Annotated in this window: 8 protein-coding genes and 1 pseudogene; 2 read left to right on the top strand and 7 right to left on the bottom strand. The window is 67.4% G+C overall.

Annotation, left to right across the window (positions count from 1 at the left end; genetic code table 11):
• Window positions 1-8: 8 nt before the first annotated feature.
• The 3 genes and pseudogenes from IPG65_RS05555 to IPG65_RS05545 form a co-directional block, all read right to left on the bottom strand.
• Window positions 9-995 (bottom strand): tripartite tricarboxylate transporter substrate binding protein, encoded by a 987-nt coding sequence (locus tag IPG65_RS05555; RefSeq protein WP_293188258.1) that lies wholly within the window; start codon window positions 993-995, stop codon window positions 9-11.
• Window positions 996-1,029: 34 nt separating this feature from the next.
• A pseudogene (locus IPG65_RS05550) lies at window positions 1,030-2,279 on the bottom strand (branched-chain amino acid ABC transporter substrate-binding protein).
• A 43-nt stretch (window positions 2,280-2,322) separates the two neighbouring features.
• Window positions 2,323-2,985: a TetR/AcrR family transcriptional regulator gene (locus tag IPG65_RS05545; RefSeq protein WP_293188257.1), complete on the bottom strand. Its 663-nt coding sequence runs from the start codon at window positions 2,983-2,985 to the stop codon at window positions 2,323-2,325.
• An 85-nt stretch (window positions 2,986-3,070) separates the two neighbouring features.
• Between IPG65_RS05545 and IPG65_RS05540 the strand changes: the two genes are divergently transcribed.
• Together IPG65_RS05540 and IPG65_RS05535 are read left to right on the top strand one after the other, a co-directional pair.
• On the top strand, window positions 3,071-4,702 hold the full coding sequence (locus tag IPG65_RS05540; protein ID WP_293188256.1) for an AMP-binding protein: 1,632 nt from the start codon (window positions 3,071-3,073) through the stop codon (window positions 4,700-4,702).
• Window positions 4,703-4,784: 82 nt separating this feature from the next.
• Entirely contained in the window at window positions 4,785-8,063 is a 3,279-nt protein-coding gene (locus IPG65_RS05535) for a carboxyl transferase domain-containing protein (protein ID WP_293189959.1), read from the top strand.
• Window positions 8,064-8,328: 265 nt separating this feature from the next.
• Here the strand turns inward: IPG65_RS05535 and IPG65_RS05530 are convergent, their stop codons facing one another.
• From IPG65_RS05530 to IPG65_RS05515, 4 genes are all read right to left on the bottom strand, one after another.
• Entirely contained in the window at window positions 8,329-9,252 is a 924-nt protein-coding gene (locus IPG65_RS05530; protein ID WP_293188255.1) for a hypothetical protein, read from the bottom strand.
• 1,108 nt (window positions 9,253-10,360) lie between these two features.
• Complete coding sequence (locus IPG65_RS05525) at window positions 10,361-11,410, bottom strand: DUF4325 domain-containing protein (protein WP_293188254.1); 1,050 nt, start codon at window positions 11,408-11,410, stop codon at window positions 10,361-10,363.
• 164 nt (window positions 11,411-11,574) lie between these two features.
• Window positions 11,575-12,456 (bottom strand): crotonase/enoyl-CoA hydratase family protein, encoded by an 882-nt coding sequence (locus tag IPG65_RS05520; RefSeq protein ID WP_293188253.1) that lies wholly within the window; start codon window positions 12,454-12,456, stop codon window positions 11,575-11,577.
• 263 nt (window positions 12,457-12,719) lie between these two features.
• Window positions 12,720-13,205: an acyl-CoA thioesterase gene (locus IPG65_RS05515; RefSeq protein WP_293188252.1), complete on the bottom strand. Its 486-nt coding sequence runs from the start codon at window positions 13,203-13,205 to the stop codon at window positions 12,720-12,722.
• Between the last annotated feature and the right edge of the window lie 156 nt (window positions 13,206-13,361).

Here is a 13,361-nt window from a genome sequence, read left to right as displayed (position 1 = left end):
CGTTTTCATCAGTCCAGCCGGATGTTCAGGTTCTTGATCAGCGGGTGCCAGCGCTTGACTTCGCCGCGGATCAGGGTCTGGAATTCTTCCGGGGTGTTGCCGACGGGCTGGATGCCGAATTCCCCGTACCTGCGGCGCACCTCGGGCGAGAGGATGGCGCGGCGCACGGCCTGCTGCAGGGTGTTGACGAGGCCCACGGGGGTGCCCGAGCGCACGGCCACGCCCACCATGGTGGGCGCCTCGGCGCCTTCGATGCCCAGCTCCCGGAGGGTGGGCACGTCGGGCATGGACGGGTGGCGCACGCTGTCGTTCACGGCCAGCGCGCGCAGCTTGCCGGACTTGAAGAAGCCGCCGGCCGCCGCGTAGTCGGTGACGGCCGCCAGCACCTGGCCCCCGGCCAGGTCGCTCAGCGCGGGAGAGGATCCCTTGTAGGGGATGTGGGTCATGTCCAGCCCGGCCTGCTTCTTGATCAGCTCCATCGACAGGTGCTGCGGCGTGCCCGCGCCGGCCGACGCGAAAGCGAACTTGCCGGGCTGCGCGCGCACCTGGGCGAAGAATTCGCGCGCGTCCTTGGCGGTGCTGGCCGGGCCGACGGCTAGGAACATGGGCCCCTTCACCAGCAGGGTGACGAGCTGCAGGTCGCGCTCGGGGTCGTAGCCCAGCTTCTGGTACAGCGCCGCGTTGAAGACCAGGATGCCGTTGTCGATGTTGATGAGGGTGTACCCGTCGGGCGGCGAGCGCATGAGGTCGGCCACCGCGATGGCGCCGTTGGCGCCCGGCTTGTTGTCCACCACCACGGGCTGCTTGAGGTCGGCCGACATGACCTGGGCGGCCACCCGCGCGAGGAAGTCCGAACCGCCGCCGGCCGGATAGGGCACCACCCAGCGGATCGGCTTGGACGGGAAGTCGCCGGCCTGGGCCATGGCCCGGCGCAGCGGGAGGCCGGCCATCGCGCCGGCGCAGGCCATCAGCCGGAGGGCGGTGCGTTTGTTCATCGGCATCTCGTGCGGCTCCTGCGGGATCGCGGGGTCACCGCGGCCGCGCCATCTTGCACTCGCTGCCCTGGGCCAGTTCGTTGCCGGTGTACACGGCTTCGGTGCGGAAGCCGTAGTTGGTGCCTTCCCAGCCGGCCTTGACCGCCTTGCCGTCCACCGGCGCGATCGTGTTGACCACCTGCGGCAGCAGCAGTTGATGGTCCTCGGCGCGCATGCGCAACAGGCCGACGGTCGAGTCGAATTCCAGCCCTTCCATCGCGCGCGCCACTTTCACGGTGTCGGTGCTGCCGGCCTTGGCGATGGCGGCGGCCAGCAGGCGCGGCGTGAGGTCGATGCGCGGGGCCATGAAGTCCTTGCCCGTCTTGGCCTTGTAGGCCCTGGCCAGCGCGTCCACCTTGGGCGTGCCGGCTTGGCCGGGGTGCCATTCGGCCACCCAGGTGAGTTGGCCCAGCTTGGCCTGCGACACCGCCGTCACCGTGCCGGGCACGCCGCCCGCGCTGTGGTTGAAGTAGCGCAGGTTGTAGCCGGCGTCGCTGGCGGCCTTGAGCAGCAGCGACAGATCCTGGCCCCAGTTGCCGGTGATCACCGAGTCGGCGCCGCTCTGCTTGATGTTGGCCACGTAGGGCGCGAAATCCCGCACCCGGCCAATGGGGTGCAACGTCTCGCCGACGAACTGCACGTCCGGCCGCGCCGCGCCCACCAGCTGGCGGCCGTAGCTGGCCCACTGCTTGCCGTGCGCGTAGTCCTGGTTGAGCAGGAAGACCTTCTTGATGTCCGGCGTCTTCTTGGCGAAGTTGGCGATGGCCTTCATCTTCATCGCCGTGTTGGCCTCGGTCTGGAAGTGCCAGAAGCTGCACAGCTTGCCCGTCATCTCCGGGTCGATGGAGGAGTGGTTGAGCACCAGCACCTCCTTGCCCGGGTTGCGCTGGTTCCAGCGGTTGACGGACTGCACCAGCGCCGTCACCACCGACGAGCCCGAGCCGCCGGTGACGATGGCCTTGGCGCCTTGGTCGATGGCGGCCTGCAGCGCGCTCTGGGCCTCCTGCGCGGAGAGCTTGCTGTCGAACTGCAGCAACTGCATCTTCATGCCGCCGGGCAGGCCGCCCTGGCGTTGATGTCCTCCACCGCGTAGCGCGTGTGCAGCAGCATCATCTCGCCGACGTTGGCGAAGGGGCCCGACAGCGGGTCGATGTAGGCGAGCTTGTAGGTCTCCTGCGCCTGGGCGCCGCCGGCGGCAAGGACGGCGGCCAGGGCCAGGGGCGTGAGCATGCGTTGCGGGATCATGATGGCGAAGTCTCCTCTTGGGGGGTGAAAGCGAAAAGTCGGGTCAGCGGCGCAGGCCGATGACGCGCGAGGCCAGCTCGGTCAGCTCGGCCGCCACCTCGTCGGGCGAGAGGCGGCCGTCCGGCCGGTACCAGTTGTAGAGAAAGCCCGGCAGGCTGCAGGCCGCCAGGGCGGTGATCTTGGTTTCCCGGAAGTCGAGGTCGCCGTCGCGCCGCGCCTGGTCGAGCAGCGGGCACAGCTGGTCGTAGAAGTGGTTCGCCAGCTTCTTCTGCGCGGCCAGGTATTCGGGGCGGTAGACCCGCGGCTCCCGGTACGGGAAGAAGGCCGCCGGCTGGTGCTCGATGGTGGCGCGGATCAGGCGCGAGAGCCCCTCCATCACCTTCTCGCTGGCGCGCCGCGGGTCGTCGCCAGCGAAATCCAGCGCGGTGAAGCACGCCACCGCCGGGGGCCAGGACAGCGTCTCGAAGAGCGTCTGCTTGTCGCGGAAGTAGTAGTAGACGAAGGGCTTGCTCACGCCCAACTCGCTGGCGATCTGCTCCAGCGTGGTGCTGGCGTAGCCCTGCGCGGCGAACAGCCGCGCCGCCGCGGCCAGGATGCGCTCGCGCTGCGCGCCGGTGTTGGCGGTGCGGGCGCGCTGGCGGCCGCCGTCGTGCGGCGGGTGCGCGCGATGCGCGGGTTTGTGCGGTGTCGCCGAAGTTCTACCCATTGGTAGGATTGTTGATGCAACATCGCCTGGCCGCAAGCGCCGGCGCCCCGTGACCGGCTATCGATAACCCTGAGAGAGAGACACCATGGAGACAAACGTCGCGCCCCGCCCCCTGCCCGCCCGCCCGCAACAGCCGCTGCACGAGTACCTGCGTGACCACGCGCGCGCGCGTCCCGACCACCCGGCCTGCATCTGGTACGGCCAGGCGATCACCTGGGCCGAGCTGGACCGCGCCAGCGACGCCTTCGGCGCCCGCCTGCAGGCGCTGGGCGTGAAGAAGGGCGACCCGGTGGTCATGTTCCTCAACAACTGCCCGCAGTACATCGTGGCGCACTACGGCATCCAGAAGATCGGCGCCATCGTCTGCCCCAGCGGCCCGCTCAACAAGGAGCACGAGCTGGGCTACCAGGTGGGCGACCTGAAGGCCCGCGTCATCGTCGCCGCCGCCAACCTGGTGCCGGTGGTCGAGAAGGTGCGCGCCCAGGGCACGCTGGAGCACGTGTTCGTCGTGCACTACGCCGACCTGCTGCCGCCCGAGCCCACGCTGGACCTGCCGGCCGAGCTGGTGGCCGCCCGCCAGGAGGCGCGCGCAATGCCGCCTGGCTGCGAGGACTTCCTGGCCGTGACGCGCTCGGGCGCCCAGCCCGCGCCGGTGCCGCTCTCGCTGGACGACGTGGCGCTGATGACCTACACCTCCGGCACCACCGGCCTGCCCAAGGGCGCCATGCTCAGCTACGGCAACGCGCTGTTCAAGACCACCGTCAGCGCCGACTGCAATGGTCTGCAGCCCGACGACGTGCTGCTGTCCATCGCGCCGCTGTACCACATCGCCGGCATGCTGATGGGCGTGAACGTGCCCGTGCTCACCGGCGCCACCGGCGTGCTGCTGCACCGCTTCGACCCGCGCGCCGTGCTGCGGGCCATCGACCGCTACAAGGTCACCTGGTGGTACAGCATCGCGCCGATGAACGTGGCCTGCATGCAGCAGCCCGACGTCGCCCGGTTCGACCTCTCCAGCCTCCGGGTGAACCCCGTCACCAGCTTCGGCATCACCTTCACCGAGGCGCTGGCCTTGCAGTGGCGCGGCGTCGCGCCCAACTGCAGCTCGCAGGAGGCGGCCTACGGCCTGTCGGAGTCCCACACCTGCGACACCTACATGCCCATGGACCGGGTGCGCTGGGGCACGCAGGGCGTGCCCGCGCCGGGCGTCACCATCCGCATCATCGACCCCGACACCGGCAAGGACATGCCGCCCGGCGAGCCGGGCGAAATCGTGCTGACCAGCCCCGGCACCTTCAAGGGCTACTGGAACAAGCCCGAGGCCACCGCCGCCACGCTCAAGGACGGCTGGGTCCACACCGGCGACATGGGCCAGATCGACGCCGACGGCTACCTGACCTTCATGGGCCGCTTCAAGGAGATGATCAAGGTCTCCGGCTACAGCGTGTTCCCGGAGGAGGTCGAGACCATCCTCATCAAGCACCCCGCCGTGGCGCAGGCCGCCGTCATCGCCGAGCCCGACCCCGACAAGGGCGAGGTGGTCAAGGCCTTCATCGTCCTGAAGCCCGGCGCCCAGGTGACGGCCGAGGAGATCACCGCCTGGTCGCGCCAGAACATGGCCACCTACAAGACGCCCAAGCACGTGCGCTTCATCGACACGCTGCCGGTCACCGGCGCGGGCAAGGTGCTGCGGCGCCTGCTCAAGGACATCGCCTGATTCCTGGTAAAAAATCCCTTCTGCCGGCGCCAGTCAAGCGTCGGAAGCTCTCAAAAATGTAGTGCCAGCCATGACATCACCGCTGTTCCACAAGGTCCTGATCGCCAACCGCGGCGAAATCGCCCTGCGTATCGCGCGCGCGCTGCAGGACCTGTCCATCGCCAGCGTCGCCGTGCATGCCGACGACGACGCCCAGGCGCCCCACGTGCACGCGGCCGACGCCGCCGTCGCCCTGGGCGCCACCGGTCCGGCGGCCTACCTGGACGGCGCGCGCCTCATCGCCATCGCGCGCGCGCACGGCTGCGACGCCGTGCACCCCGGCTATGGCTTCCTGAGCGAGCGCGCCGACTTCGCGCGCGCCTGCGGGGACGCGGGCATCCGCTTCATCGGCCCCACGCCCGAGCAGCTCGACCTGTTCGGCGACAAGGCCCAGGCCCGCGCGCTGGCGCAGCGGCAAGGCGTGCCGCTGATGCCCGGCAGCCTGGCCGCCGTGACGCTGGAGGAAGCGCAGGCCTTCCTGGCCGCGCAGAACGGCGCCGGCGTCATGCTCAAGGCCATCGGCGGCGGCGGCGGGCGCGGCATGCGCGCCGTGCGCACGGCCGACGAGCTGGCCGCCGCCTACGAGCGCTGCCGCAGCGAGGCGCGCGCCGCCTTCGGCGTCGATGGCGTGTACGTCGAGCGCCTGATGGACGGCGCCCGCCACATCGAGCTGCAGATCCTCGGCGACGGCCGCGACGCGCTGTCGCTGGGCGAGCGCGAATGCACGCTGCAGCGGCGCTTCCAGAAGCTGGTGGAGATCGCCCCCAGCCCCTCGCTGACCGACGCCCTGCGCGCGCGCCTGACCGAGGCCGCGCTGGGCATGGCGCGCGCCGTGCGCTACGAGGGCCTGGGCACGTTCGAATTCCTGGTCGATCTGGCCAGCGGCGACCTGCCCTTCGTCTTCATCGAAGCCAACCCGCGCCTGCAGGTCGAGCACACCATCACCGAGGAAGTCACCGGCGTCGATCTGGTGCAGGCGCAGATCGCGCTGGCCGCCGGCCGCACGCTGCAGCAGATCGGGCTCGACCCCGCCGCGCCGCCGCGCCCGCGCGGCTTCGCCATCCAGTGGCGCGTCAACGCCGAGACGCTGGACGCCCAGGGCCAGGCCACGCCCGGCAGCGGCACCCTGTCGCGCTTCGACCTGCCCGCCGGTCCCGGCATCCGCGTGGACACGCACGGTGCCGCCGGCGCCACGCCCTCGCCGCACTACGACACGCTGCTGGCCAAGCTCATCGTGCACGCGCGCGGCGGCTTCCAGGAGGCGCTGCGCCGCTCGCGCCGCGCGCTGGCCGAGTTCGGCATCCGCGGCGTGGCCACCAACCTGACGCTGCTGCGCGCCCTTGGCCGTAGGCCCGAGATGGCCAGCCAGCAAGTGCACACGCGCTGGCTCGAAGCGGTGCTGCCCGATCTGCTCACCGCTTCTGAATTGATAGCTGGCGGCGCAAATTCCACGCTGGCTGGGGGCCTGTTTGATTCAGAAACGGCAGCCCAGCCGCAGGCCGCCGCGCCCGAAGGCGCCGTGCTCGCCCCCATGCCCTCGCGCCTGGTGCAGCTCAGCGTCGCCGAGGGCGACGAGGTGCCCGCCGGCGCCGAGCTGGCCGTGCTCGAAGCCATGAAGATGGAGCACGTGCTCACCGCCCCGCACGCCGGCCGCGTGCGCGCGCTGCTGGCCGTGCCCGGCGGCTACCTGGCGCAGGGCCAGGCGCTGCTGGTGCTCGACCCGATCGCCGGCGAGGCCCACGCGCGCGCCGACGATGCCGCCGCGCACGACCCCGGCCACGTCCGCGCCGACCTGCAGCGCGTCATCGACCGCCACGCCTTCACCCTCGACGCCGCGCGCCCCGACGCCGTCGCCAGGCGCCACCAGCGCGGGCGCACCGCGCGCGAGAACATCGCCGACCTGTGCGACGAAGGCAGCTTCATCGAATACGGCCAGCTCGCCATCGCCGCGCAGACGCGCCGCCGCAGCCTGGAGGACCTGATCGCCAACACCCCGGCCGATGGCATGGTCACCGGCATCGGCGGCGTCAACGGGCTGATCTTCGGCGAGGAGAAGGCGCGCACCGCCGTCATGTCCTACGACGCCACCGTGCTGGCCGGCACCCAGGGCATGCGCAACCACGCCAAGACCGACCGCCTGCTCGACATCGCCCTGGCGCAGCAACTGCCCGTGGTGCTGTTCGCCGAAGGCGGCGGCGGGCGCCCGGGCGACACCGACTCGACCACCGTCGCCGGCCTGCACATCCACACCTTCGCGCGCTACGCCGCGCTGTCCGGCCAAGTGCCGGTGGTGGGCGTGGTGCACGGGCGCTGCTTCGCCGGCAACGCCGCGCTGGTGGGCTGCAGCGACGTCATCATCGCCACCCGCGCCAGCAACCTCGGCATGGGCGGCCCGGCCATGATCGAGGGCGGCGGCCTGGGCGTGTTCAAGCCCGAGGAGATCGGCCCCAGCGGGGTGCAGCACGGCAATGGCGTGATCGACGTGCTGGTGGACGACGAGGCCCAGGCCGTGGCCGCCGCGCGGCAGTACCTGGGCTACTTCCAGGGCCGCGTGCGCGACTGGATCACGCCCGACCAGCGCGCCCTGCGCGCCGTCGTGCCCGAGAACCGCCTGCGCGTGTACGACACCCGCGCCGCGATGAGCGGCCTGGTCGATGAAGGCAGCCTGCTCATGCTGCGCACCGGCTTCGGCGCCGGCATCCACACCGCGCTGGCGCGCATCGAGGGCCGCCCCGTCGGCCTGATCGCCAACAACCCGCTGCACCTGGGCGGCGCCATCGACGCGCCCGCCGCCGACAAGGGCGCGCGCTTCATGCAGTTGTGCAACGCGCACGGCCTGCCCATCGTCAGCCTGGTGGACACGCCCGGCTTCATGGTTGGCCCCGAGGTGGAGACCACCGCCCAGGTGCGCCACGTCAGCCGCCTGTTCGTCACCGCCGCCAGCCTGCGCGTGCCCTACTTCAGCGTGGTGCTGCGCAAGGGCTACGGCCTGGGGGCGATGGGCATGACGGCCGGGGGCTTTCACGCCCCCGTGTTCACCGTCGCCTGGCCCACCGGCGAGTTCGGCGGCATGGGGCTGGAGGGCTACGTGCGCCTGGGCTTCCGCAAGGAGCTGGAGGCCCTGCCCGCCGGCCCCGAGCGCGACGCGCTGTTCGCCGAACTGGTGGCGCGGCAGTACGCGCACGGCGAGGCCCTCAACATGGCCACCACGCTGGAGATCGACGCCGTCATCGACCCGGCCGAGACGCGCGCCTGGCTGTCGCGCGGCCTGGCCTCGGCGCGCGTGGCGCCGCTGGGGCACCGGTTCGTGGACACGTGGTAGGCGGCGCGGCCGGCGCCCGATTGCCCGAAAAACAGGCACTGCAACACAAGCCCTTGCAAATCAAGCACTTGCGCGTGCCATACAGCGCTTGAGCGGAGTTATCCCCATGCTTGTCCAGCACGGGCAGGGATAACCCGGGGGTACGGGCATCGTGCTGCAGGGCACTTGTGGGGGCTCGTGGCTCGGGGGGAAATTTGATCTGACCCCATATTCGCTCGTAAAAAAGGGGGCATCGCCCCCTTGAGTTTGCTGGGCCTGTGGTTGCTCAGCCCCGGCGGCGGCGCCAGAAACCCAGCAGCCCCAGCATGCCCGCCAAGCCCATCAGCGGCAGCGTGGACAAGCTGGGCACGGGTTTGATGCCGCTGGGCACGGGTGCATTGCTGCTCACCTGGCCCGCGGGCGTGCACACCTCCAGGCCGGGGTTGGCCCCGGTGGCGGCGATGGGTGTGACGCAGAAGAACAGGTACTGGTTCACATCGCCAGCCGTCGGGGTGTAGGCGGGGCTGGTGCCGTTGGTCGGGCCGCCGGCAACCACCGTGCCATCGCCCGAGTTGGTCAAGGTGCTGGTCGGACTGGTCACGAACGTGTACGTGGTCCCCGTGTCGGTGGTGTCTTCCGCGTTGTTGTCGGCGTCGGCATACACGTAAGAGCCCGTGACCGGACTGCCGGCCACGGGCGGGCCACTGATGGTGGGTACGGCGGTGGGCACCACATTCGGGGGCGTGCCCAGGAAGTAATTGATGCTACCGTTGGCTTGGGGGCGTGTGCCTTGAATATCGATGCGGCACACGTTGGACGCGTTGATGACAATGCCGTTGACGGTATTGGGGTCCTGGGCTACTGGCGCCGAAACGTGCCAATACTGTGTTGGCGCTGTACCCTGTAGGGCGTAATTGGGTGTATTGATGGTGGAAATCTTCAGAAAATCGAAATCACCCGCATCCACTTGACTGCCGGCGCAGTCATAAAAACGATAATCAGCGGCTTCACCGTTGTCCACATCTTGGAAAAAAAACGTCGTGCCTGTTTTGAATGGCACCGGAGAGGAAAAAGAAGCGCGGCCACGGCTGAGGAAGCCTTGATCAGGGCGAGGTGGGTTTCCTATATTTAAAGGGAGATGCAGGCCAAATGTATTGATGTTATTGATAAGGACGCCCGCTGAAATCAAATCGGCATTTTGCTCGGGCACAGTCCAAGTCAGGACATTGCCGTTCAGCGTTCCAACTGCTTGTCCGCCCCCTCCTGGCAAGGCGCCAGATCCTATACTCCCACCATCATTATAATAGGTTACCTCCCCCCCCCCAAATTACTGAAACTCCACCCCGAGAAGTAATTGGAGTTGGCCGCCACCGTGATTTCAGCCGCTTGGGCATGGCCGATGGGAAAAGTCGAAAAAGCCAAGGCAGTCAGAGCAGAAAAGACAGCGTCACGTTTCATGATTTCTCCATGGATTGATTGAAAAATTGCAAGGGCTTTCTAATAATAGAAAGTTGCTTTATTATTATAACGTTCATTCGCAATTTTTACACAATTGCTGGTATGAAAGTGGGCAAATGTGTGGAATTTTCCACAAAGAAATTGGGGTCGGATGAAAGTTCCCCTTGGTAGGGGGCACGCCCGACGCCCTCTTTGCCCGAAAACCAGGCACGGCAAGCTGATCAGCAACCGGGCACTGCGAGAGTTCTCCGAAGTCCACCCACAGGCTGAGGAGCCTGCTTCCAGCCTGGCGCCACATCATCGGGGGAAAATTGGGGGGAGAATGGGGGAGACTGGGGTCAGATCAAAATTTTCCCCCCTCCCGTGCCAACCTCGCGCGCCACCTCCTCCAGCGCCGAACTCTCCGGCGGCAGCAACCTCGCTACCGCTCGGCCCTTGAACCTAGAAACGGCAGTTGACCGCTTGCCACCCTCGGGAAAGCCGCGTGAGCATTGACCTCGACGGCTTCGATGACCTTCACCTGTTGGGTGAGCGCGCTACGCGCCCGCCAGCACCGCGCTCGCCGCGCCATGCGGCGTTGCTCCTCCTTGCGCACAACACTGCGCCGCGTCGTCTCCCTTGCAGGGCGCGGGCCGTCCAGAGGCCGGCCCCGTTCACGCCGTCCACAGGCGCGCAGGCGCCTGTGGAGCCGCGGCGTTCACCCTTGCCTGCCACGCCAATCACGGCACTGGCGGGCGCGTTCAACTGCCGTTTCTAGGGTGAATGCTTGTCCATATCGAGCCACTCTCATCCTTCATGCCGCCCCCGGGCTCTTGGGTCGATGGAGAGGCGACAACTATTCTGATGGAGGGCTGGGAGGCCTACTGATGAGGGGCGGTATTCGCGGACCGCGCGCGGTCCACCATATCCTTCACGGCTTTGCGCATGTTGATGGGCGTCAGCTCGATGTCCGGATGCTCGTTTGCATACACCCTGAAAATCTGGTCGGCGAAGGCCTGACCGACCGTCTCGACATCCTTGAAATCAAAGATCACCTTGGTGAAGAGGTTGACTCGTGCGAGCACGCGCTTCGCTGCCGACCTTGAGATCAATTCATCGGCGCCAAACTTAGCGAGATTCAGTGGTACGACCGTCTTGTTGAATGCGTAGTCGTCGCCCCCCGAGAACTGGTCGAAAACCTTCCGCGTCGTGCGCGCCGCGTGGTTGTTCAGGGTCATGAAGACATGGGTCCCAGGCCCCGGCTTTGTTCTTTCAAGCAGCCAATCGTTGGTTCGAGAGCGGTCGTGGTCAAAGAACAGACCTCCAGAAATGATGGAGAACTGGTCCATCATCCGTGAGGTGAAGAAGATGCCTTGCCCGGTGTGGTTGGCTGGGTCGGTGGTCAGCTTCCCTTTTGCCAGTTCGAAGATGGCCAGGCGCTCATCGACTAGATCCAACTCCTGCTGAATCTTGCGGAAGATCCCGACCCCGTTGTCGTGAAGGGCAATCTCGGTGGTCAGTGCGGTCTTGCTGACGCGGACGCCAATCTCCGTGGCCGTCGAATGGTCGATGGCGTTGTTGAACATCTCGGTAAAAGCGTAGTGCCAGATGCTGATGACGTTGTCTGGCAGGGGCTCAATGAACGGCTTGACGTCCTTGGTCCACACCACGTCCTCGGCCAGGCCCGGAGCCAGGGCGTAGGAAAAATCGCGTTTGGCGACTTCGCACAGTGCGTACACCGGGGACCGGGTAGAACCGGAAACGTTGATCGTTCCCAGGTCCCGCAGGCGGCCGATGTGCTTGTTGACCGCTTGGCGCGTGATGTCGAATTTCTTCATGGTGGAAGGAACCACATCGCCATCCTCGGCGAGGATGCCTTTCAGGATGAAATTCCTGACCTTCTCGCCCTGCTCACGTACTTTGCTGCTCATATGGATTGACAACCTTATCGTGGTTTATTGTCAACCTTATAAGCGGCGTTTGTCAACCTTGCCAAGGGTTGGCAGCAACGTTTTCGGGCCATCCCAGGAAGGGCTTGGCGAGAAATGGGGTCAGATGAAAATTCCCTCCGGTTCGTGGACACGCGCCAGCGCGGTCACTTCGCCCAGTCCGCGTAAAACGGCGGCAGGTCGGTCGAGCAGCGGGCCGTGAATTCCGGCGTGCGCCGTTCCAGGAAGGACTGCACGCCCTCCTTGCCGTCCTTCAGGCTGGCGTAGTAGATCGCCAGCGAATCCACCTTGTGCGCCTCCAGCGGGTGCGGCGCGGCGGCGTTGCGGTACATCATCTGCCGCGCCAGGGCGACGGCGACGGGCGAGCGGTTTTGAGTGAACTTGCGCGCCAGCCGGTAGGCCTCGGGCAACAACTGCTCGGGCGGCAGCACCGCCTTCACCAGCCCGCCGGCCAGCGCCTCCTCGGCGCTCAGGATGTCGGCGGCATACACCCACTCCAGCGCCTGCGACATGCCGACGATGCGCGGCAGGAACCACGTCGAGCAGGCTTCCGGCGTGATGCCGATCTTGCCGAAGACGAAGCCGATGCGCGCCTTCTCCGAGGCCAGGCGGATGTCCATCGCCAGCGTCATGGTGGCGCCGATGCCGACCGCCGCGCCGTTGATGGCGCAGATCACCGGCTTCTTGCAGTTGAAGATCGCCAGTGCCACGCGGCCGCCGGTGTCGCGCACGCCGCGCTGGATGGCCGGCGTGGCCAGGCGCTCGTTCATGTCCTCCAGCGTCGGGGCCAGGCTTTCGTCCAGCCCGAAGACGTTGCCCTCGCGTGTCAGGTCCATGCCGGCGCAGAACGCCTTGCCCGCGCCGGTGACGACGATGGCGCGCACCGCGTCGTCGTCGCTGGCGCGGTGGAAGGCGGCCTCCAGCTCGTCCGCCATCTCGACGGTGAAGGCGTTCATCTGCTCGGGCCGGTTGAGCGTGAGCGTGAGGATGCCGTCGTCGACGGCCCAGGCCAGCGTGTTGTAGGACATGGGGGAAGGGCTTCGTGAGGGGGAGCCGGAGTTTATGACGCGGGCGGGGGGAATTCGGGGGAATCATGCTGGCCTGAGCACATCAGCTCAGCCTGCGCGGCGCCCTGAAACGCGATCCTTCGCCGCGGGCGGTGGAACAAGCCCGGACGATGCTGAAGCTCGTCGAGCTCGAGGTCCGCGAATCGGGCACAGGCCATCATCCTGGCGCGGGCGCGGGCTTCGGCGCCGAAAGGCCGCACGCCGCGCACGCCGCTCAGGCCGTTTCAGCCGACCGCCGCGCGGACGGAATCGAAGCGCTTGCCGAACTCCTGGCGCAGCTGCTTGCGCCTCAGCGCGGCGGCATGGCGGCGGTGCTCCTCGGACGATGACGGTTGCAGCGGCGCGATGGTCGTGGGCTTGCGCTCGTCGTCCACGGCCACCATGGTGAAGAAGCAGCTGTTGGCATGCCGCGTCTTCTGGGTCCGGATGTTCTCCGCGAGCACCTTGATGCCCACCTCCATCGACGACGTGCCGGTGTAGTTGATCGAGGCCAGGAAGGTGACCAGCTCGCCCACGTAGATGGGCTCGCGGAACATCACCTGGTCCACCGACAGCGTGACCACGTAGCGGCCGGCATACCGGCTGGCGCAGGCATACGCCACCTGGTCCAGGAATTTCAGGATGGTTCCACCGTGGACATTGCCGGCGAAGTTGGCCATGTCGGGTGTCATCAGGACAGTCATCGTGAGCTGGTGGGTGGGCAAGTCCATGTCTCTTCTCTCCGTGGGTGGGGCACGGAATCATCGTTGATTCCTGGCTTGCGGGACCAGCATCCAGGCAAACCATGGCCACCGAGTTGCTTCATTAATAATAGCAACTATCGCAAACCTGACGCGGGCTGAAGGCCAGTTTTGCTTGAAAACCGG

The organism is Ottowia sp., assembly GCF_016703145.1.
GTDB lineage: Bacteria > Pseudomonadota > Gammaproteobacteria > Burkholderiales > Burkholderiaceae_C > Ottowia.
The sequence above is the reverse complement of the archived record's forward strand: the minus strand, read 5'-3'. Positions and strand labels throughout refer to the sequence as shown.